19 protein-coding genes are annotated in these 20,988 nt (G+C 72.4%); 10 read left to right on the forward strand and 9 right to left on the reverse strand.

The window, feature by feature from the left end; all coding sequences use genetic code 11:
- Window positions 1–8: 8 nt before the first annotated feature.
- Entirely contained in the window at window positions 9–1,838 is a 1,830-nt protein-coding gene (locus tag ACFW48_RS31220) for an endonuclease/exonuclease/phosphatase family protein (RefSeq protein WP_386320522.1), read from the reverse strand.
- A 310-nt stretch (window positions 1,839–2,148) separates the two neighbouring features.
- On the opposite strand from ACFW48_RS31220, the gene ACFW48_RS31225 reads away from it, so the two are divergent.
- The 4 genes from ACFW48_RS31225 (at window position 2,149) to ACFW48_RS31240 (ending at window position 7,179) form a co-directional block, all read left to right on the forward strand.
- Window positions 2,149–3,576 carry a hypothetical protein gene (locus ACFW48_RS31225; RefSeq protein WP_386320525.1) on the forward strand — a complete coding sequence of 476 codons (1,428 nt, stop codon included), beginning with the start codon at window positions 2,149–2,151 and terminating at the stop codon, window positions 3,574–3,576.
- 305 nt (window positions 3,577–3,881) lie between these two features.
- Window positions 3,882–5,348 (forward strand): alkaline phosphatase PhoX, encoded by a 1,467-nt coding sequence (locus ACFW48_RS31230; protein ID WP_386320527.1) that lies wholly within the window; start codon window positions 3,882–3,884, stop codon window positions 5,346–5,348.
- A 143-nt stretch (window positions 5,349–5,491) separates the two neighbouring features.
- The gene (locus ACFW48_RS31235; protein WP_386320530.1) at window positions 5,492–6,139 is read left to right on the forward strand and encodes a GntR family transcriptional regulator; all 648 of its coding nucleotides are present in this window, start codon (window positions 5,492–5,494) and stop codon (window positions 6,137–6,139) included.
- Window positions 6,140–6,162: 23 nt separating this feature from the next.
- Window positions 6,163–7,179, forward strand: a complete 1,017-nt coding sequence (locus tag ACFW48_RS31240; protein ID WP_386320532.1) for a 1-aminocyclopropane-1-carboxylate deaminase — start codon at window positions 6,163–6,165, stop codon at window positions 7,177–7,179.
- A gap of 11 nt (window positions 7,180–7,190) precedes the next feature.
- Here ACFW48_RS31240 and ACFW48_RS31245 read toward each other — a convergent pair whose 3' ends face one another.
- Entirely contained in the window at window positions 7,191–7,664 is a 474-nt protein-coding gene (locus ACFW48_RS31245; protein ID WP_310873971.1) for a hypothetical protein, read from the reverse strand.
- Window positions 7,665–7,781: 117 nt separating this feature from the next.
- Here ACFW48_RS31245 and ACFW48_RS31250 point away from each other — a divergent pair, with 117 nt between their 5' ends.
- Window positions 7,782–8,360: a TetR/AcrR family transcriptional regulator gene (locus ACFW48_RS31250; RefSeq protein ID WP_386320535.1), complete on the forward strand. Its 579-nt coding sequence runs from the start codon at window positions 7,782–7,784 to the stop codon at window positions 8,358–8,360.
- Window positions 8,361–8,410: 50 nt separating this feature from the next.
- Here ACFW48_RS31250 and ACFW48_RS31255 read toward each other — a convergent pair whose 3' ends face one another.
- Entirely contained in the window at window positions 8,411–9,637 is a 1,227-nt protein-coding gene (locus ACFW48_RS31255) for a TerD family protein (protein ID WP_386320818.1), read from the reverse strand.
- Between the two features lie 441 nt (window positions 9,638–10,078).
- On the opposite strand from ACFW48_RS31255, the gene ACFW48_RS31260 reads away from it, so the two are divergent.
- The 5 genes from ACFW48_RS31260 to ACFW48_RS31280 all read left to right on the forward strand — a co-directional run bounded on the left by ACFW48_RS31260 (window position 10,079) and on the right by ACFW48_RS31280 (window position 14,678).
- Window positions 10,079–10,189, forward strand: coding sequence for a keywimysin-related RiPP (locus ACFW48_RS31260; protein WP_386320536.1), 111 nt, complete (start codon window positions 10,079–10,081; stop codon window positions 10,187–10,189).
- Window positions 10,190–10,212: 23 nt separating this feature from the next.
- Entirely contained in the window at window positions 10,213–12,069 is a 1,857-nt protein-coding gene (locus ACFW48_RS31265; RefSeq protein WP_386320539.1) for a lasso peptide isopeptide bond-forming cyclase, read from the forward strand.
- A gap of 28 nt (window positions 12,070–12,097) precedes the next feature.
- Window positions 12,098–12,352 (forward strand): lasso peptide biosynthesis PqqD family chaperone, encoded by a 255-nt coding sequence (locus tag ACFW48_RS31270; protein ID WP_310873975.1) that lies wholly within the window; start codon window positions 12,098–12,100, stop codon window positions 12,350–12,352.
- Window positions 12,349–12,783, forward strand: a complete 435-nt coding sequence (locus ACFW48_RS31275) for a lasso peptide biosynthesis B2 protein (RefSeq protein ID WP_386320541.1) — start codon at window positions 12,349–12,351, stop codon at window positions 12,781–12,783. The genes ACFW48_RS31270 and ACFW48_RS31275 overlap by 4 nt, the downstream gene beginning before the upstream one ends.
- 86 nt (window positions 12,784–12,869) lie before the next feature.
- Window positions 12,870–14,678, forward strand: a complete 1,809-nt coding sequence (locus tag ACFW48_RS31280; protein WP_386320821.1) for an ABC transporter ATP-binding protein — start codon at window positions 12,870–12,872, stop codon at window positions 14,676–14,678.
- A gap of 16 nt (window positions 14,679–14,694) precedes the next feature.
- On the opposite strand, the gene ACFW48_RS31285 is transcribed toward ACFW48_RS31280, so the two are convergent.
- From ACFW48_RS31285 to ACFW48_RS31310, 6 genes are all read right to left on the reverse strand, one after another.
- Complete coding sequence (locus ACFW48_RS31285; protein WP_386320544.1) at window positions 14,695–15,684, reverse strand: zinc-dependent alcohol dehydrogenase family protein; 990 nt, start codon at window positions 15,682–15,684, stop codon at window positions 14,695–14,697.
- On the reverse strand, window positions 15,681–16,565 hold the full coding sequence (locus ACFW48_RS31290; protein ID WP_386320546.1) for a carbohydrate ABC transporter permease: 885 nt from the start codon (window positions 16,563–16,565) through the stop codon (window positions 15,681–15,683). The genes ACFW48_RS31285 and ACFW48_RS31290 overlap by 4 nt, the downstream gene beginning before the upstream one ends.
- Window positions 16,562–17,506: a carbohydrate ABC transporter permease gene (locus ACFW48_RS31295; RefSeq protein ID WP_386320548.1), complete on the reverse strand. Its 945-nt coding sequence runs from the start codon at window positions 17,504–17,506 to the stop codon at window positions 16,562–16,564. The genes ACFW48_RS31290 and ACFW48_RS31295 overlap by 4 nt, the downstream gene beginning before the upstream one ends.
- Window positions 17,503–18,873, reverse strand: a complete 1,371-nt coding sequence (locus ACFW48_RS31300; protein WP_386320551.1) for an ABC transporter substrate-binding protein — start codon at window positions 18,871–18,873, stop codon at window positions 17,503–17,505. Before ACFW48_RS31300 ends, ACFW48_RS31295 begins: the two co-directional genes overlap by 4 nt.
- A gap of 98 nt (window positions 18,874–18,971) precedes the next feature.
- Window positions 18,972–19,742, reverse strand: a complete 771-nt coding sequence (locus ACFW48_RS31305) for a DeoR/GlpR family DNA-binding transcription regulator (RefSeq protein WP_386320824.1) — start codon at window positions 19,740–19,742, stop codon at window positions 18,972–18,974.
- Window positions 19,743–20,013: 271 nt separating this feature from the next.
- Window positions 20,014–20,823, reverse strand: a complete 810-nt coding sequence (locus ACFW48_RS31310; protein ID WP_386320554.1) for an NAD-dependent epimerase/dehydratase family protein — start codon at window positions 20,821–20,823, stop codon at window positions 20,014–20,016.
- Between the last annotated feature and the right edge of the window lie 165 nt (window positions 20,824–20,988).

Raw genomic sequence — 20,988 nt, forward strand, 5'->3', positions numbered from 1 at the left:
GCCGCCGGTCACGGGCGGAACCGCAGCACCTGCGGGTCGTGGTCGCTGATCTGGTCGTGGAACTCGGCGTTGACGTGCACGCTGTCGTACGACAGGCGCCCGCCCCACCGGATCGACGGGCTGACCAGGATCTGGTCGAGGACCTGGCTGTTGCCCTGGTAGACGTACGAGTAACGCTCGCTCGGCGGCAGCGACCTGACCGCCGACCACAGGGCGCCGTCGCCCTCCAGGATGCGCGTGGTCTGCGAGAACTCGAAGTCGTTGATGTCGCCGAGGGCGATGACGTCCGCGTTCTTCTGAGTGGAGAGGACGTCCTTGACGAAGGTGTTCACGGCCTTCGCCTGGAGGTGGCGCTGCGTCTCCGAGCCGCGCGAGGGCGGCTGGTACTGGGCGGACAGGCTCTGGTCGCCACCCTTGGAGTTGAAGTGGTTGGCGATGACCAGGACCGTCCGGCCGCGGAAGACGAACTCGCCGGCCAGCGGCTTGCGGCTGTCCTCCCAGGCCGCGTTCGCCGGGTCCACGCGGCCGGGGGAGTGGGTGAGCGCCGCCTTGCCGCGCACCTTCGTCACCTCGGTCGCGGTGGTCGCGTCGCCGGACCCGCGGTCGGTGAAGGAGACCCGCTCCGGGTTGAACAGGAACGCCTGGCGGATGTTGCCGCCGGGCTGGCCGCCGTCCTCGCCGTCCACCGGGTCGATGCCGCGCCAGTCGTAGCGCGGGCCGCCGGCCGCGACGATCGCGTCGATCAGCTTGCCGACCGTCGCGTCGGCGGCCACGGTGCCGTCGTTCGTGGCGCCGTTGTTGTCCTGGATCTCCTCCAGGGACACGATGTCGGGCGACGCGAGATTGCGCACGATCGCTTCCGCGTGCGCGGCGAAGGTGTCGTCGGACGGGTCGAGGTTCTCGACGTTGTACGTCGCCACCGCCAGCTCCCGGCTGCTCTGCCGGCGCGTCGACTCGCGCTCCAGGCCCCCGCTCTCCAGCGCGCCGATCTCGCTCGCGACCAGCGTGTAGCCGCCGTACTGGTTGTAGTCCAGCGGGCCCGCGGTGGTTCCGGCGAGGGTGTCGCCCACGTTGGCGTCGGGGAAGTCGGCCGGCTTGCCCAGGGACTGGATCTGCAGCCGGCCGGTGTTCTGGGAGTCGTAGGAGCCGTACACCGTGCCGCCGCGGCGGTTGGCGTTCTCCCAGGGCTTCACCGTGACCCACAGCTCGGTGTACGGGTCCGTGGCGCCGGCCACGCGGGCGTCGGCGACCCGGACGTTCATGCCCTCCAGGGACTCGTAGTGGTCCAGGGCGTACTTGTCCGGCCGCAGCGTCAGGCCGTTGACCGAGCCGTTCGCGGCCTCGTCGCCCTCGGGGGCGTACACGCGCGGCACGGTGCGGGCGGAGACGGTCGTCGCGGCCGGGACCTCGTTGCCGCTGGAGACGACGGTGAACGACGGGCGGGTGATCTCGGTCAGTGACTGGTTGCCGGACGAGGTGCCGCCCGGGACGTACTCCGAGACCGTGCCGGAGACGGTGACCGCGTCACCGACGGCGACGCCCTTCGGCGTGGAGCCGGTGAAGACGAAGACGCCCTCGCTGGTGGCCGGGTCGGCGTCGGGCCTCTGATCCTGGATCCAGAAACCTCTGGAGTTGCCGTAGCCGCGGACTCCGGTGACGATTCCGGCCACGTCCGTGACCTGCTCGCCGGCGTACGGCGACAGCCGGGTGCTGCCCTGGATGTCGTGGACGCGCACGGAGTCGGCGTGCGCGGGCGAGGTGAGGACGACCGTGGACGCCGCCGAGCAGACTGCGGCGACGGTGAGCGCGGCGAGGCGCGCGGAAGACTTGCTGGCCAACGTGATCCCTCCGGGGACGTGACAGAGCGCCGGGACGAGGGTGGGGCGAGGGTGGGGCGCGATGGGACGAGGGTGGGACGCGAGGGGCCGCAGGGCACACATGGAGCTGAGTGAACACTTGTCCCCCCGCTTTCTACGCGCGTCAATCTCCTGCTTGGCCACGCCAGTTGTCAAGGTTTCGGCCATGTACTCCACCCGTCGGGGAGATGAACCGGGCGGCATGGGTGGAAACCCGTCTAGGCTGAGCCGTTGAGCCGTACGGCGTCCGGATGGCCGTACGGCGGCCAAGGCGCGCGAGGAGAAACAGCCGATGTCAGACAGCTCCACCCTGCCGCCCGCACGGCTGCGCCCCGAAGCGGAACTGGCCCGCGACGCGCTGTCCACGCCGGTGCTCTCCCGGGCCGCCCGGCTGGCCCGCTGGGCCGGTCCTGACACCCGTGTCGACGCCGGGGGCGGGCTCGTCGAGGAGCAGCTGCCGACGGCGGCCGAGCACCTCGGGCTGAGCGGGGACGACGCCGCGGCGCACGCGAGCGAGGCGTGGCGGATCGCCGTGGACACCGGGCTCGTCGAGATCACCGACGAGGAGGCGGGCACCGTCGCGGCGGGCGAGGACGTCGCGCTGCTCACCGGCGGCTCCCCGCAGGACGTGCTCGGGCTGTGGCTCGCCGCCCTGGAGGCGCTGCTCGCCGACGCGAGCGTGCCCGACCTCGACGACCTGGTAGACGCGATGGCCGAGGGCGGCGAGGTCGACCTGTCGTCCCTCGACTGGGACCCGGAGGCCGAGGCGGAGTTCCTCGACGGCGTGCTCGGCAACCTCTACCTGCTCACCGTCGGCGAGGACCACCCCGGCGACGCGTCCGTGCCGCTGCCCGCGCTGGCGGCGTCCGTGATCGTGCCCAGCGACATGGGCGAGCCCACCAACGACGTGCTGGAGCAGGTGTCCGACGCGATGATGCGGCTGGACGACCAGTTCCGGCTGCTGGAGCCCATCGGTCTCGTCGAGTACCAGCCGGTCGACGAGGCCCTGATGGCCGACGCGGACGAGGAGCCCGCGGCGCCCGTCGACGAGACCGACGTCGCCCGCTACGGCATGGTGCGGCTCACCCCGCTCGGACTGTACGGACTGCGCGCCCGGCTCCTGGAGGCCGGCTTCGAGGCGCCCGCCGTCGGCGACCTCGCCGACAAGGGCGCCGACGCGCTGCTCGACGGCACCGCCCCCTTCCCGCCGGCCGCGGCCCACGCAGAGACCGAGCTGTGGCTCGCCGGCCGGGGCCCCCTCGACGCGGCACGCGAGCTGCTGGCGGCGGCACGCGGTTCGGACACCGGCGCGCCCCTGCGCCGGCTGCGTTGCCAGCAGGCGCTGTCCCTGGTCGGCGCCGAGGCGGAGCCCGCGTTGCGGGAGGTCCTCGACGACGCCGAGCTGGGCGGCCTGGCCCGGGTCTGGCTGACCGAGCACGGCGCGCAGGACGTTCCCGCCCCGCCGCAGGAGATGGTCTTCTGGCTGACCATCGACACCGTGGCGGCACAGCTCGCGGCCGAAGGGAACTCCGAGGAACTGCGTGCGCTGGTGGAGGGACTGGCCCGGCAGCACAGCGGGTTCTTCGACACGGTCTGGCGGATCGACCACCCGGCCACGCCGGACGTCCTGGAGGCGATGGGGCGGCTGCATCCCGACAAGAAGGTCGCCAAGGAAGCGCGTAAGGCGGCGTTCAAGGCGCGGTCGCAGCAGGGCGGCTGACGCCGGGCGCGCCGGGCGGAGCCTGTGCGCGCCGGGCGCCCCCGGCGGAGCCTGTGCACGCCGGTTCAGCTGGGCGGGGGCGGGTGGCGCGACCCGGCGTTGCGGGGTGTCGCCGCGCCCAGCCGTGCCGCCCCAGGCGGCACGAATGCCCGCGGTTGGCGATTGTGGCGGGCGTCTCCGCGGTTGTGCGGGCTGCCTCGCGGGTGCCGTGCGCAGTTCAACCGCCGTTCAGGCGCGGGCGGAACCGTGGCGCCGGACCGAGGTCCGCCACCCTCCACGGCACGTCCACCGTCACAGGAGACACCATGTCGCTCACTCGCAGGGACTTCGCCGGCCGATCCGCGCTCACCGGCGCCGGAGTCGTGCTGGCGGGCAGCGTCGGCGCCCTCGCCACCGCCCCGAACGCCCTCGCTTCCACGGACACCGAGAGCGCGGGGGAGGAGCACGGCAGAGGCCACGGACACGGGCACGACCACGGCGGGGTCGGCTACGGGCCGCTGATCCCCGACCCGGACGGCATCCTCGCCCTGCCCGCCGGGTTCCGGTACGAGATCATCACCTACTGCGGCCGGACCAGGCTGGAGTCGGGTGAGTACACCCCGTCCAACCACGACGGCACCGCCACCTTCGACGGCCCGCGCGGCACCACCCTCCTCGTCAACAACCACGAACTCGGCGGCCACCGCGACGAGTGGGACCACCCCGTCCCGCTCGCCGAGGGCCTCGTCTACGACCCCGCCGCGGCCGGCGGCTGCACGGTCGTCGAGGTCCGCCGCGGCGGCCACGTCGCCGAGTGGGTCGGCATCGCCGGCACCGCCACCAACTGCGCGGGCGGCAGCACCCCGTGGGGCACCTGGCTGACCTGCGAGGAGACCGAGGACAAGGCCGGCGAGGAGGGGATGACCAAGGACCACGGCTACGTCTTCGAGGTCGACCCCGAGGACCGCCGCGCCAACCGGGACCCCAAGCCGATCAAGGCGCTCGGCCGCTACGCCCACGAGGCCGTCGTCGTCGACCCCAAGCGCGGCCACCTCTACCTCACCGAGGACGCCTCCGGCCCCAACGGCCTCTTCTACCGCTGGACCCCGCCGGAGGGCTTCCGGCACGGCCGCGGCAGGCTGCGCACCCTCGCCGACGACGCCGGTGTCCTCCAGGCCTTCAAGTGCTTCGACTCCGGCGGCAAGTTCGTCGACGACCTCTCCCGCGCGACGAAGACCGGCACCGTCTACGGCGTCGACTGGACGGACGTCCCCGACCGCGACGCGCAGAACACCTCCGCGCGCAAGCAGTTCAGCGCCGGCCAGGTCACCCGCGCCCGCAAGCTGGAGGGCATGTGGTGGGCCGACGGCGGCGCGTACATCGTCTCCTCGTTCGCCCGTGACGAGAGCCCCGGCCGGCCGCACGACGGCCAGGTCTGGTTCTACGACCCCAAGCGCCGCACCCTCACCCTCAAGGTCCTCCTCGGCGTCAACCCCGACCCGTCGGCGGACGGTGCCTTCGACGGCCCCGACAACATCACCGTCTCCCCGTACGGCGGCATCGTCATCGCCGAGGACGGCGACGGCGTCCAGCACCTGTTCGGCGCCACCGACAGCGGGCGCACGTACCCCATCGCCCGCAACGACCTGAACGTCGGTTCCGAAGAGGAGCCGGAGTACAGCGAGTTCGCCGGCGTCACCTTCTCGCCCGACGGCAAGACCCTCTACGCCAATATCCAGGACCCCGGCATCCTGCTGGCGATCACCGGGCCGTGGAAGCGGCAGCGGCGTTAGAACGGGGGATCACACGACCCGGCCGCTGCCCTTCCCGAGTGGCCTGAGCGCCGGCCCCGAGGTCCACCGCGGCCCGCACCTGTGCTGCGCAGGTGCGGGCCACAGCCTTGTCCGGGTGCGCGTTGACATCTAACATTTCAGTCGTGGACGCCATCCGCCCCGTATCCCGCACCCTGCTCCGTGACCGCGCCTGCGAAGCCATCCGGGACGCCATCGTCGCCGGGGAGATCGAACCCGGCGCCGTCGTGCGCGACGCTGACCTGGCCGAGCGGCTGGGGCTGTCCCGGGCCCCGGTGCGCGAGGCGTTCTCGCGGCTGGTGGACGAAGGGCTGCTGGAGAGCAAGCCGCAGAGCTACACCCGGGTCACCCCGGTGGTCGCCGCCGATGTGCGGGACGCCGCCGCCGTCGTCGGCGCCATGCACGAACTGGTCACGCGCGTCGCCGTACCCCGGCTCCGAGAGGCGGACCTCGACGCGATGCGCGCGGCCAACGAGCGGTTCGCCTCGGCCGTCCGCGCCGGCGACGTCGACGGTGCCCTGCGCGCCGACGACGCACTGCACCACGTCCTCGTCCGCACCGCCGGCAACCGGGCCGCCGCCTGCACCGTCGCCCGCTACACCCCGCTCATCCGCAGGCTGGAGCGCCGCCGCTTCGGCGAGGGCGGCACCTGCCGTTCGGCCGGGCTGCACGAACGGCTCATCGAGGCCTGCGCGGCCGGCGACACGGAGACGGCGCTCCGTGTGACGGCGGACATCTGGCGGAGCCTCGCAGAACTCGCCGACTCCGACTGATCCGTACCGACCCGGGAGGAACCGTGTCGCTTTCCTCGTACGAGCGCTACCCGCTGCTCCTCGGCCCCTCGCCCGTGCACCGGCTCGAACGGCTCACCGCACACCTCGGCGGGGCCACGCTCTGGGCCAAGCGGGAGGATCTGAACTCCGGCATCGCCTACGGCGGGAACAAGACCCGCAAGCTGGAGTACCTGGTCGCCGACGCCCTCGCGCAAGGCTGCGACACGCTCGTCTCCATCGGCGGGGTGCAGTCGAACCACACGCGTCAGGTGGCGGCCGTCGCGGCCCGGGCCGGACTGAAGTGCGTGCTGGTGCAGGAGAGCTGGGTGGACTGGCCCGACGCCGTCTACGACAAGGTCGGCAACATCCTGATCTCCCGGCTCGCCGGCGCCGATGTGCGGCTGGTGCGGGCCGGGTTCGGGATCGGCTTCAAGGAGAGCTGGGAACAGGCGCTCAAGGAGGTCGAGGACGCGGGAGGCAAGCCCTACGCCGTCCCCGCCGGCGCCTCCGACCACCCGCTCGGCGGGCTGGGCTTCGCCGGCTGGGCGTACGAGGTCGCCGAGCAGGAACGGGAGCTGGGCGTCTTCTTCGACACCGTCGTCGTCTGCTCGGTGACCGGCTCGACCCAGGCCGGCATGGTCGCCGGCTTCCGCGCGCTGGAGGAGGCGGGCGGCCGGACCCGGCGGGTGATCGGCGTCGACGCGTCCGCCCGGCCCGACCGCACCCGGGAACAGATCGCGCGGATCGCACACCGCACGGGGCGGCTCATCGGCGTGTCGGCGGAACTGACCCAGGCGGACGTCGAGCTGGACGAGCGGTACCACGCGGGCACGTACGGCGTCCCCGACGACACCACGCTCGCGGCGATACGGCTGGCCGCCCGGACCGAGGGCATGGTCACCGACCCGGTCTACGAGGGGAAGTCGATGGCGGCACTGGTCGACCTGGTCACCCGCGGCGAGATCGGCCGCGACGCCACCGTCCTCTACGCCCACCTGGGCGGGCAGCCGGCGCTGAACGCGTACAGCGCGCTGTTCTAGTCCGCGGGGCGTCAGCCGCTCCACCATGTCTCGAAGGAGGCGATCCACCAGGCCGCGGCGGACAGGAGGCACAGCTGGGTCACCGCGGCCGTCCACCACCGGAACAGGACCGTGACACCGCACGTCCACCCCATCACGGTGAGCAGGCCGTGCACGGCGTCGTCCTGGAAGGAGGCGCCGGTGGAGTCCATCATGCCCGGAGATCCCATCCAGTCCTCGGTGAAGATGCCGTCCTGCCCGAGCAGCAGGATCAGGGACACGACCCACAGGTCGAAGAGGACCAGGCACAGGGTCGCGATCCGGTCCAGGCGCAGGTAGGCGGGTGTCGGGAACAGCAGTCGCACCGTCCGCGGCCCCTCGTCGCGCATCAGGTCCGCCGGCCGGGTGCGCGCCAGCGCGCCCAGCAGATAACCGAAGGCGATGAGGACCGCCACCCAACCGCTGATCGCGTACAGCGCGAACAGCAACATCAACAAGGCTGTCATCCTTGGACTGGAGACCCGGCCGGTGCGGAATGGTTCCCTCCGTTCGGTGGGCCGGGCGGCGGCCCGCGGGCGGGCGGTAGGGTTCGGCGGAAGACCCCGGGTGCAGGGAGTAGTGGGATGGCGCAGGTCAGGCCCATGCGCGCGGATGCCCGTCGCAATCGTGAGCGGTTGCTGGAGGTCGCGGCGGCGGCCTTCGCCGAGCACGGTGAAGGCGCCTCCCTGGACGACATCGCCAGGCGCGCGGGGGTCGGGACCGGCACGTTGTACCGGCACTTCCCGACGCGACAGGCGCTGCTGGAGGCGGCCTACCTCGACCGGATCGAGGCGATCGCGGCGCGGGCGGACATCGTCGCGGGCGACCGGGCGCCGGGCGAGGCGCTGCGGGAGTGGCTGGACGAGCTGGCCGTCGGCATGATCCAGGTCCGCGGGATGAGGGCGTTGCTCGGCACCGCAGTCACGGCCGGGGGCTCGGCGGTGGACACGGCGTGCGGCGACTGCCTGCGGGGCGCGGCCGGGCGGCTGGTGCGGGCGGCGCAGGAGGCGGGGACGCTGCGACGGGACGTCGAGCCGATCGAGGTGCTGCGGCTGGTGCACGGGGTGGCCACGGCGGCCGGGGCGACCGACGGGGAGGGCGGGGAGGACGGGGAGTCGATCCGCAGGTATCTGTCGCTGATGTGGGACGGGCTGCGGGCGTAAGGGGCGGTGGGGCGCCCGCCGAGTGGCGAGCGCCCCACTGTCCGGAAGGGCTACAGCGCCTTCGCCGCCGGCTTCACCATGCCCCGGACCGTGCGGGACTTGACGAACTCGCCCATGGCGGTCATCTCCCACTCGCCGGAGAACTGGCGGATCAGCTTCGCCATCATCACGCCGGTCTGCGGCTCGGCGCTGGTGAGGTCGAAGCGGACCAGCTCCTCGCCACTCGCGGCGTCGATGAGGCGGCAGTAGGCCTTGGCGACCTCCGTGAACTTCTGCCCGGAGAACGAGTTCACCGTGAAGACCAGGCCGCTGACCTCCTGCGGGAGTCGGCCGAGGTCGACGGTGATCACCTCGTCGTCCCCGCCGCCCTCACCGGTGAGGTTGTCCCCGGAGTGCTTGATCGCGCCGCCCACGATCTGGAGCTTGCCGAAGTAGCAGCTGTCGATGTGGTTGCGCTGCGGGCCGTAGGCGATGACCGACGCGTCCAGGTCGATGTCCTTGCCGCGGTAGGCCGGCTCCCAGCCGAGGCCCATCTTGACCTGCGACAGCACCGGGCGGCCGCCCTTGACCAGGGAGACGGTCTGGTTCTTCTGGAGGTTGACCCGGCCCTTGTCGAGGTTGATCTTCCCGGCGCCCGGGGCGGGGGCCGCCGGGGCGGCCGGTGCCGCGGGGGGAGCGGCGGGCATCGTCGGCGCGGCGGCGGGCGGGGGCGGCGGGGTGGCCGCCTGCGCCCGTGCCGGGGGCGCGGGCTGCGCGGGGGCGGCGGGCTGGGCCGGGGCGGCGGGCTCCTCCACCGAGACACCGAAGTCCGTCGCGATGCCGGCGAGGCCGTTTGAGTAGCCCTGGCCGACCGCGCGGGCCTTCCAGGCGCCGTTGCGCAGGTAGACCTCCACGATCACCAGCGCGGTCTCGGTGCCGAGCTGCGGGGGCGTGAAGGTGGCGAGGGCGGAGTTGTCGTCCGCGTTGCGGATGGTGGCGGTCGGTTCGATGCCCTGGAAGGTCTGCCCGGCCGCGTCCGGGCTGGCGGTGACGACGATCTTCTCGATGCCCGGCGGGACGGCGGAGGTGTCGACCACGATCGCGTCCGGGGCGGTGCCGCCGCCGGAGCGGTAGGTCACGCCCTGGCCGGTGGGCTGGTTGTAGAAGATGAAGTCGTCGTCGGAGCGCACCTTGCCGTCGGCGGTGAGCAGCAGGCCCGATACGTCGAGCCGCACGGGCGCGGCGACGTCCACCGTCACGCGGGCGGCGGAGAGGGGGATGTTCGAGCCGGGGGTCATAGCTGTCATGCCGGGTGAACGAGCGAGGGCGTTTTACCGTTCCCTTACCCGGGGGCCAATCGGGTCGGGGGTGGCCGGAGGCGGGGGCGGTCCGCCTGCCGACCGGATTCCGGGCCCGTCGGTTGCGTTCCCGGTGCGCTGTGCGCCGGTCGGCGCCCCCGCACCGCACGTCCCGGCTCCGGCGGTCTCCCTGTCCGGTGCGTCGACCGTGCCAGGCAGGTCGGAGGGCATGCGCCGCCCGTTCGCCTCCCCACGCCACCCCCCTTGGTTTCCGGGGAGGGTGACCGACGGGGCGCATATCGTCCGGACCAGACCTCTTAAAGTCTGATCATATGTCTTATTTCGGCTGTCTTGCCTGTGCCGTGCGCCGCCCCGCTACCTGGTGTTCCCGCCGCCGGCCGCAAGGAGGGCCGACGGCACCGCTCACATCGAGGTGATGGCATGAAGAAGACGTACGAGGCCCCGACGCTCGTCCGGCTCGGGTCCTTCCGCGAGAAGACCGGGCTGCTGCAGCGCAGCGGCAACGACCGTCTGATCCTCAGCAAGAACTGACGGCCGGCACGTAGCGCGACTGCATGTCCGACATGCACGAGAGCGCGGAACCGGGTCGCGGCGACGCCCACTTCGCGGTCTTCCCCGACTGCGAGGAGGCGGCCGCCGCGGCCCGCTTCTTCCGCCGCCCCGGAACCCGCGTCCTGCCCCACGCTTCGGGCCGGCCCTGGCTGATCGGCCGGTGGTCCGGCGCGGAGATCACCACGGCCCGGGCGGGCGCGACGGCCCTCGCCGCCGTCGGCTGGTGTCCGGCCGACGGCCAACAGCTCGAACGCCGGGCCGCCCGTCTGCGCGACCTCACCGAACTCGACGTCCTGGCCCGGTCCCTGCCGGGCAGCTTCCACCTGGTGGCCACCCACGGCGGGCGGCTGCGGGTGCAGGGCACCGCCTCCGGGCTGCGTCTCGTCTTCCACGCGCGAATCGGTGGTGTCCACGTGGCCGCGACGAGCGCGGACCTGCTCGCCGAGGCCCTGGGGAGCAGCCCGGACACCGGCCGGCTGGCGGTCCGGCTCCTGTGGCCGGTGCCGCACCCGCTGTACGAGACCTCCGTCTGGCAGGGAGTGGAGGCGGTCTCCCCCGAGGACGCCCTGCTCGTCTCCGCGGACGGACGAAGGGTCAGTACCACACGGTGGTGGCGGCCCCCGGAGGCCACCCGCACCCTCGCGCAGGGTGCCCCGGCCGTCCGTGATGCCCTGGCCGAGGCCGTGGACGTCCGGACCCGGACGGGCGGCGTGGTCAGCTGCGACCTGTCCGGCGGGCTGGACTCCACCTCCGTCTGTTTCCTGGCCGCCCGCTCCGACGCGTCCGTGGTGGCGGCGACCTGGCCCGGACGGGACCCCGCGGACACCGATCTGGCCTGGGCCGGACAGGCGGCGCGGCACCTCCCGCAGATCGACCACGTCGTCTGGGACGCGGACGCCTCGGCGCTGGTCTACTCGGACCTGCTCGGCGTCGACGACCTGCTCGACGAGCCGACCATCGGGGTGATGGACCGCTCACGTGTCCTGCAGCACCTGCCGTGGCTCGCCGAGCGCGGCAGCCGGGTGCACCTCACCGGCATCGGCGGCGACCATGTCGCCTGGTGCTCGGAGGCGTACTACCACAGGCTGCTGCGGACCCGCCCGCTGTTCGCGCTGCGCCAGTTGCGGGGCTTTCGGGCCCTGTGGAACTGGCCACTCGGCGGGACGGCGCGCGCCCTCGCCGACTCCCGTTCCTACCCGCGCTGGCTGGCGGACTCCGTGCGGCACCTGCGCGATCCGATGCCCGAGTCCTCGGTGACCGGCGGCCTCGGCTGGGGGATGTCCCCCCGCCTGTTCCCCTGGATGACCGCCGAGACGGAACGGCTGGCCCGCCGGGCCCTGCTGGACTCCGCCGCGCGGGCCGAGTCGCTGCACGCGGACCGCGGCCTGCACACCGACCTGGAGCTGATCCGCACCTGCACGCGCATCATCCGGCAGTGGGAGCGGATGGCGGCCCGGGCGGGACTTCCGATGGCATCGCCGTACCTGGACGACCGCGTCATCGAGGCGTGCCTCGCGGTGCGGCCCGACGAACGCGTCACGCCGTGGCGGTACAAACCGCTGCTCACCGAGGCGATGCGCGGTGTCGTCCCCGAGGAGTGCCTGCGACGAGCCAACAAGGCCGAGGCGTCGATGGACGCGTCGGACGGCCTGCGCCGCCACCGGGGCGACCTGATGACCCTGTGGACCGGCTCCCGACTGGAGAACCTCGGCCTGGTGGACGGCGGTGATCTGTGCCGGCTCGCGCAGCGGCCGTCCGCGCCGGGCCTGCGCGACGCGATTCTCTACTCGACCATCGCGGGCGAGGTGTGGCTGCGCTCCCGCGACCGCGCCCCACGTCCCGGATCCGCCCTCGGATGACGCGAGACAGCAGAAAGGTGCCGCTCCCATGACGCTCCGATTCGACACCGACGTCTCCACCGCGCAGACCCAGTACGGAACCGTGCTGCTCGACCAACGCACCGGGGATTACTGGGAACTCAACCCCACGGGTGAACTGGTGGTGCGCACCCTCATGGACGGCGGCGACGAGGCGGCCGCCGCCGCGGCGCTGGTCGCGCGGTTCGAGATCGACCGCGACCGCGCCGAGCAGGACGTGACGGCGCTGGTGCGCGACCTGCGGGCCGCGGGGCTGGTCTCGTGACCACGCCCAGTGCCCTGGACCGGCCCACCGGAGTCCCCCTCGCCCGGCGACTGGCCGCCCGTCTCGTCCTCGTCCCCGCGCTGGCCCTGTCCTTCCTGCCGCCGCGGCACATCCGCGCCGTACTGGAGCGGGTACGCCGTGGCGCGCGGCCCGCCACCACCGCACAGGCCGCGGCGGCCCGGGAGGCGTTGTGCGCGGTGAGCCTGCGCTGCGCGGGGCCGCGCGGCTGCCTGCCGCGGTCGCTGGGGGCGGCCCTGCTCTGCAGACTGCACGGCACCTGGCCCACCTGGTGCACCGGGGTGCGCAAGGTGCCGCCGTTCTCCGCCCACGCCTGGATCGAGGCCGACGGCCGCCCGGTGGGGGAGGGCGTCCCGGACGACTACTTCGCGCGGCTGGTGACGGTGGCCCCGGCACGGCGGACGCGGACGTGAGCGAGACGGTCGTCGCGGACGACGCTGCGCCCGGTGCCGGCACCGGCACCGGCACTGACACCGGCGACCGAGGACCCGAGTCCCGCGTGCCGTCCGCGAGCCGGACGACGCGGGGCTCGGTCGCCTCCCTGTTCCGCCTGACGTCCGGCCACCGGCGCAGCATCACGGTGGCGTCCGCGCTGACCCTGGCCGCATCGGCGCTCGGACTCGCCCAGCCGCTCGTCGCCAAGCACGTCGTGGACTCCAGCGCCCGCGGGGAGCTGCTGTGGCCGTTCCTGCTGCTGCTGTGCGGGCTCTTCGTCGCGGAGGCCGTCACGGGAGCGGCCGGCCGCTTCCTGCTGGACCGCATGGGCGAGGGCGTGATCCGCATGGTGCGGCACGGACTCGTCTCGCGGCTGCTGCGGCTGGAGATGCGCGAGGCGGACCGGCACCGCGGCGGCGACCTGGTCTCGCGGGTCACCGCCGACACCACCCTGCTGCGGGACGTCGTGTCCCAGGCGCTGGTCGACCTGCTCACCGGCTGCCTCGTCTCGGCCGGGGCGTTGCTGCTGATGCTGTGGCTGGACCCGTTGCTGCTGCTCCTCGTCGTGCTGACGGTCGCCCTCGCCGCGGCCGTCGTCACCACGCTCCTGAAGGGCATGCGGGTGGCGTCGCAGCACATGCAGGCCTCCGTGGGCGCCGTCGCGGCCGAACTGGAGCGTGCCCTCGGCGCCCTGCCGGTGGTACGGGTGTACCGGGCCGAGGAACGCGAGGAGCGCCGCATCGGCGAACGGGTGGACTCGGCCTACCGGTCGGGCGTGCGGGCCGCGAAGCTGGCCGCGGTCATGAGCAGTGCCGTCGAACTCGCGGTCCAGGGTTCCTTCCTGCTCGTGCTGGTCGTCGGCGGCATGCGGGTCGGCAGCGGGGGCGCCGGCTCCCTCGGCGATCTGGTCGCCTTCCTGCTGTACGCGTCGTACCTGGTCATGCCGCTGTCCTCGGTGTTCCGCGCCATCGGCCTGATCCAGCGCGGCACGGGCGCGTGTGTGCGGATCGACGAAGTCCTGGCCCTTCCCCAGGAGCCCCAGGAAGCCCAGCGGTCCTCTAAGGAGCCCGGCCGCACGGCCCCCGGCGCCCCACCGGCCACCCCGCGTCTCCCGGCCCCCGTGCTGGAGCTGACCGACGTCCGCTTCGGCTACGTCCCGGACCGGGCGGTGCTGCGCGGGGCGAGCCTCACCGTGCCGCGGCGCGGCCTGGTGGCACTCGTCGGCCGCTCCGGAGCCGGCAAGAGCACGCTCTTCGCCCTGGTCGCGCGCCTGTACGAACCCGACGCCGGGACCATCCGGTTCGACGGCCGCCCGACCGCGGAGCTGAGCCGCCGGGAGTGCCGCGCGGGCATCGCCCTCGTGGACCAGAACACGCACGTCCTGGAGGGCACCCTGCGGGAGAACATCACCTACGCGTCCCCCGGAGCCACCGACGACGACGTCCTCCGTGTCGTACGCCTGACCCGGCTGGAGCACGTGGTGCGGCGGCTGCCCGGGGGCCTGGACGGCAGACTGGGCGACCGCGGCGGCACCCTGTCCGCGGGGGAACGCCAGCGCGTCGCCCTGGCCCGCGCCTTGCTCGCCCGGCCGCGACTGCTCCTCCTCGACGAGCACACCTCACACCTCGACGCCGTCAACGAGACGGCGCTGATCCGGACGCTGAACGCCGTCAGCCGGGACTGCGCGGTGCTCGTCATCGCGCACCGCCTCGCCACCGTGCGGCACGCCGACCGGATCGTCGTCCTCGAGGACGGTCGTACGGTGGCCGGCGGCCGGCACGACGAACTCCTCGCCTCCAGCCCGGCCTACCGGGAACTGGCCACCGCCCACGTCCTGGGCGGTGGCCCGGCTTCGGACGACGGCGAGTGCTGAACCGGCACGCCGTCCACTAGGGCGTGACGACGATCTTCCTGCCGACGCCGGAGGCGAACTGCTCCAGCGCCTCGGGGTAGCGGACCAGCGGGATGCGGTCGCTGATGAAGACGTCCGGGTCGAGGACGCCGTTCGCGAACAGCTCCGCCGCGCGTTCGTAGCTGTGCAGGACCGCCATCGAGCCGGTGATGGTGATCTCCTGGTTGTAGATGCGGTACGGGTCGATCTGCACCCGCGTCGCGTAGTCGGCCACGCCGAACTGGAGGAAGGTGCCCGCCTTGGCGACCCGGTCCAGGCCGTCCTGGATGGCCGCCGCGTTGCCGGTCGCGTCGATGACGAGGTCCCAGCCCTGGGGGCGGTCCAGTTCGTCCGGGGTCGCGGCCGAGGCCGAGACGCCGAGGCCGCGGGCCGTCTCCAGGCGGGCCGGGTTGAGGTCGACCATGTCGACGCTGGCCGCGCCGGTGCGCTTGGCCAGCTCCAGCATCATCAGGCCCATCGTGCCGGAGCCGTAGATCAGGACGTGGGCGCCGAGGCGGGACTGGAGGACGTCGTAGCCGCGGACCGCGCAGGACAGGGGCTCGATCAGGGCCGCGTCCTGGGTGCGGACGTGCTCGGGGAGCTGCACGCAGTTCGCCACGGGTGCCACCGCGTACTTCGCGGCGCCGCCCGCCGTCGTCACGCCGATGGCCGCCCAGCGTTCGCAGAGGTTGTTGTGGCCGGTGCGGCAGTAACGGCACTCGTAGCAGTAGAGGGACGGGTCCACCGCGACCTGGTCGCCGACGGACACCTCCGTGACCTGTGCGCCGACGCCGACCACCTCGCCGGCGAACTCGTGGCCCGGCACGATGGGGAGCTTGGGCGCGAACTCGCCCTGGAGGATGTGCAGGTCGGTGCCGCACAGGCCGCAGGCGGCGACCTCCACGACGACCTCGCGCGGCCCTGGCGTCGGGTCGGGGACCTCGGTGACGACGGCACGGCCCACGGACTCGATGACGGCGGCCTTCATTTCACGGCTCCCAACGACAGGCCCTGGACCAGTTTGTCCTGGGCGGCGAACCCCGCGGCGAGCACCGGCAGGGAGATGACGAGCGACGCGGCGCACACCTTGGCCAGGAAGAGGCCCTGGCTGGTGATGAAGCCGGTCAGGAAGACGGGGGCGGTCTCGGCGACCACGCCCGTCAGCACCCGGGCGAAGAGCAGTTCGTTCCAGCTGAAGATGAAGCAGATGAGCGACGTCGCGGCGATGCCGGGGAGGGCGATCGGGGCGACCACCCGGGCCAGGATGGTCGGCAGTTTCGCGCCGTCCACGCGGGCCGCCTCGATGATCGCGACCGGGACCTCGGCCAGGAAGGACTGCATCATCCAGACCGCGATCGGCAGGTTCATGGAGGTGTAGAGGATGACCAGCAGCCAGATGTTGTCCAGCATGTCCGTGTTCTTGGCGAACAGGTAGATCGGCAGCAGGCCCGCCACCACCGGCAGCATCTTGGTGGAGAGGAAGAAGAAGAGGACGTCCGTCCACCTCTTCACCGGGCGGATGGAGAGGGCGTACGCGGCGGGCAGGGCCAGGACCAGGACGAAGAGGGTCGAGGCGACGGAGGCCACCGCCGAGTTGATCAGCGCCGGCCAGGGGCTGGCGCCACCGCCCGCGCCGAAGAACTCGCGGTATCCGTCCAGCGTCAGCGACGCCGCGAAGGACGGCGGGTTGGTGGCCGCGTCCTCCTCCGAGTGGAAGGAGGTGAGTGCCATCCAGGCGATCGGCAGGAAGAAGACGATTCCGGCCAGCCAGGCCACCAGGCCCAGACCGGCACCCGCCTTCCGGCGGGCTCGTACGGGCTCGGTGCCGGTGGTGCCGGTGGCGGCGGGTCGTACGGCGGTGGCGCTCATGCGCGGCCGACCTCCTCGCGGAACAGGGACGACACCACGCGCAGCGCGAAGGTGGCGATGATGATCGAGCCGATGACGACCAGGACGCCCGCGGCCGAGGCGAGGCCGTTCTCGTGGGCCTGGTAGAAGCTCTGGTAGACGGTGTAGGGCAGGTTGGCCGTGCCCAGGCCGCCGGACGTGATCGTGAAGACGGCGTCGAAGTTCTGGACGATGTAGATCGAGCCCAGCAGGGCGCCGAGCTCCAGGTAGCGGCGCAGGTGGGGAAGGGTGAGGTGGACGAAGATCTGCCAGTCGCTCGCGCCGTCCACCCGGGCGGCCTCGATCTGCTGCTGGTCCCGGCTCTGCAGTCCGGCCAGCAGGATGAGCATCATGAAGGGCGTCCACTGCCACACCAGTGAGGCCTCGACCGCGAGCAGCGGGGTGTTCGAGATCCAGTCGGGCTGCGGGCCGCCGACGTAGTGCAACAGGCCGTTCAGCAGGCCGTATTCGGGGTTGTAGAGGACGTGCTTCCAGAGCAGGGCCGCCGCCACCGGGACCACCAGGAAAGGGGCGATCAGCAGGGTGCGGACCACGCCCCGGCCCTTGAACCGGCGGTCCAGGAGCAGGGCGAGTGCCAGGCCGAGGACCAGGCTGGCCAGGACCACCGCCACCGTCAGCAGGATCGTCGTCCACACCGACCCGCGCAGGTCCGGGTCGCTGAGGACCTCGCCGTAGTTGCCGAAGCCGGTGAAGGCGCGGGCGTCCGGGTAGAGGGCGTTCCAGTCGAAGAAGGAGATCACCAGGGTCGCCACGAAGGGCAGCTGGGTGACCACGATCATGAAGATCAGGGCGGGGAGGAGCGGGGCCCGGGTGGCCCAGGCCCGCAGTCGGGAGGACGGCGGACGGACGGTGGGGCGTGCGTGGTCGGGTGCGGCCGAGGGGGCCGTTGTCGTGGCGGTCATCGTCCCTCGTACTCCTCGGAGATCTTCTCGGCGAGCTGCTGGGACTTCTTCAGGGCCTCCTCGACGGACTGGCGTCCGGCGATGGCCGCGCTGATCTCCTGGGAGACCTGGGTGCCGAGATCGGTGAACTCGGGGATGCCGACGAACTGGATGCCGGGCGCGGGGCGCGGCTGCACTCCGGGGTCGTTCGGCTTGGCGCCCTCGATGGCCTCCCTGGTCATCTCCTGGAAGGCGGCGGCCTCTGCCCGGTAGGCGGGGTTCTCGTACGTCGAGGCGCGCTTGCCGGCCGGCACGTCGGACCAGCCGATCTCGTCACCGACCAACTGCTCGTACTCCTTGCTGGACGCCCAGGAGACGAACTGCCACGCCTTGTCGGCGTTGCGGGAGGCATCCTGGATGCCCCAGGCCCAGGTGTAGAGCCAGCCGGCCGACTCGGTCTTCTCCACGGGGGCGGGCGCGTAGCCCATCTTGCCCTTGACCGGGGAGTTCGCCGATTCCAGTGAGCCGGCGGCGGAGGTGGCGTCGTACCACATGGCGACGTTGCCCTGGGTCATGTTGTTCAGGCACTCGGCGAAACCGGACTGGGCGGCGCCGGACTGGCCGTGCTCGCGGACGAGGTCGACGTAGAACTTCGTCGCCTTCTCCCACTCGGGGGAGTCCAGCCGCGCCTGCCAGTCCTGGTCGAACCAGGTGCCGCCGAAGGTGTTCACGACCGTCGTCAGGGGTGCCATCAGCTCGCCCCAGCCGGGCAGGCCGCGCAGACAGATGCCCTTCATGTCCGGCTCGGCCCCGTCGAGTTCGGCGGCCAGCTCGGCCACCTGGGTCCAGGTGGGGTGCTCGGGCATCGTCAGGCCCTCTTTTTGGAACACGTCCTTGCGGTACATCAGGAAGGACGACTCGCCGTAGAAGGGCTGGCCGTAGAGCTTGCCGTCGTCGCCGGTGAGGGACTCGCGCATCGGCCCCAGGATGTCCTTCTCGTCGTACGCCGGGTCCTCGGCGACGTAGGAGTCCATCGGCCGCAGCCACTCGTTGCGGGCGTAGATCGGTATCTCGTAGTTGGAGAGGGTGGCGACGTCGTACTGGCCGGCCTGGTTGGCGAAGTCCTGGCTGATCTTGTCGCGGACGTCGTTCTCCGGCAGGACGGTGAAGTTCACCTTGATGCCGGTCTCTTCGGTGAAGTGGTCCGCGGTGAGCTTCTGCAGCTCGACCATCTGCGGGTTGTTGACCATCAGGACGTTGATGGCGTTGCCGCCGGATCCGGCCCCGCCCGCGCCGACCCAGCAGCCGGTGAGCAGCGGGGCGAGCAGCGTCCCTGCGGCGGCCATGGCGAGCGTGGCTCGCGGCCTCCGTCGGCTCTGGGTTCGCATGGATCGCTCCTGAACATATGGGGAGGTATGGGGCAGAGGAGGGCGTGCGCTTGCCCTCCGGGGGCGTGAGTCGGGCCTGCGGGGAGGGAGTCGGCTTCTCAGACGCGGATGACCTGCGGCCCGAGCAGCGAGTAGCGGTGGGCCTCGGCCGTGGGCAGCAGTGTGCTGGTGACGATCGCCTCCAGGGCGCCGACCTCCGCGAACCGGCAGAAGCTGACCGCCCCGAACTTGGTGTGCGTGCCCGCGAAGACGGTGCGGCGGGCGGCGCGGATCGCCTGGGTCTTGACCTCGCTGACCGCCGGGTCGGGGGTGGTGAGGCCGTGTTCGCGGGAGATGCCGTTGGCACCGATGTACGCCAGGTCGATGACGAAGCCGGCCAGCATCTTCGTCGTCCAGTGGTCGACGGTGGCCAGCGTGCCCGAGCGGACCCGGCCGCCGAGCAGCAGGACGGAGGTGTCGCCCGCCTCGGCGAGCGCGCCGGCGACCGGCAGGGACGCGGTGACCACGGTCAGCGGCCGGTCCCGGGGCAGGGCCTCGGCGATGAGCCGGGGAGTGAAGCCCTCGTCGACGAAGACCGTCTCCGCGTCGCCGAGCAGTTCGGCCGCCGCTGCGGCGACCCGGCGCTTCTCGGGCACGTGGCTGGTGGCGCGGAAGGCGAGCGTCGTCTCGAACCCGGCGCTCTCCACGGGATAGGCGCCCCCGTGGGTGCGGCGGACCAGGCCGTGGTCCTCCAGAGCGCGCAGATCCCGTCGTACGGTCTCCTTGGCGACGCCCAGGTCGGCCGCGAGCGCGGTGACGTCGACCGAGCCGGTGGCGCGGGCGACCCGCACGATCTCGTGCCGGCGTTCTTCCGCCGTCCTCGTGCCCATGCCGAACACCTGCCTCACCGCCTTGTCGCCGTGTCCTTGCCCGTTCGGGCCCGTGGGGGCCATGGGGGAATTTCTACAGCGGCCGTGCGGCACTGACCAGGCCTGTTGCGGACCCGATACTGCCCGCTTGTGCCCGTTCCGGTCGCCGGGTGCCCGTCGCGGACCTGGAACGCGGCGGGGCGGGGCGTGAGAACGGGCACTGCGGATGCCCGCATGCGGAAGCGGGCGGGCCCGTTCGGTGCCCGCCCGCCTCGTGATCGATCGGTTCCGGTCAGTACGGCCAGATCGGGGGGTCGGTCACGAAGTGGCCGCCGAGGCGGGCGTGCGCCGGATTGTCCGGGTCGAGGTCGCCCTGCTCGGCGACGAGCTTCTCGGCGTACGGCTCGGAGTCGTCCCGCGGTTCGTAACCGAGCGCCCGCGCGGAGGTGAGGTCCCACCACAGGCGGGTGTTGGCGGAGGAGCCGTGGACGACGGTGTGCCCGACGTTCTCCGCGGTCAGGGCGGCGTGGAAGAGGCGGGCGCCGTCGGCGGGGCTCATCCACACCGAGAGCATGCGCACGCTGGTCGGCTCGGGGAAGCAGGAACCGATGCGGACCGAGACGGTCTCCATGCCGTGCTTGTCCCAGTAGAACTGGGCGAGATCCTCGCCGAAGGACTTGGACAGGCCGTAGAAGGTGTCCGGGCGGCGCGGGGTGTCGACCGGGATGAGGGGGTCGTCACCCTGGGGGCGCGGGGTGTAGCCGACGGCGTGGTTGGAGGAGGCGAAGACGATACGTCCGATGCCTTCCTCGCGGGCGGCCTCGTAGAGGTTGTACGTCCCCTCGATGTTGGCCTTCAGGATCTTCTCGAACGGGGCTTCCAGGGAGATGCCCGCGAGGTGGATGATCGCATCGACGCCCCGGACCGCCTCGCGCACGGCCGCCCGGTCGGCGAGGTCGGCGACCACCGCGTCCGGCTCGCCCTCGATCGGGCGCAGGTCGAGCAGGCGCAGCGTGTACCCGTGGTCGGGGAGCAGGTCCCGCATCAGGGTGCCGAGGCCGCCGGCGGCGCCGGTGAGCAGGACGGTGCGGGGAGCGGGCATCCTCGGGACTCCTAGGTCTCCTGTGGGTCTCCTGAATCGCCAGCCGTGCCTAGACGTGCGTATGGGCGCCTGGCGTTCATATGCGTGGACACGCTAAAGAACCGGTGGTGGCCCGTCAAGAGGCGGCCTGCTTGACGGTGTTCACAGGGCGGCTTAACGTGGTCG

Source organism: Streptomyces sp. NPDC058812 (assembly GCF_042744565.1).
In the GTDB taxonomy this organism is placed as follows: Bacteria; Actinomycetota; Actinomycetes; order Streptomycetales; family Streptomycetaceae; genus Streptomyces; species Streptomyces thinghirensis.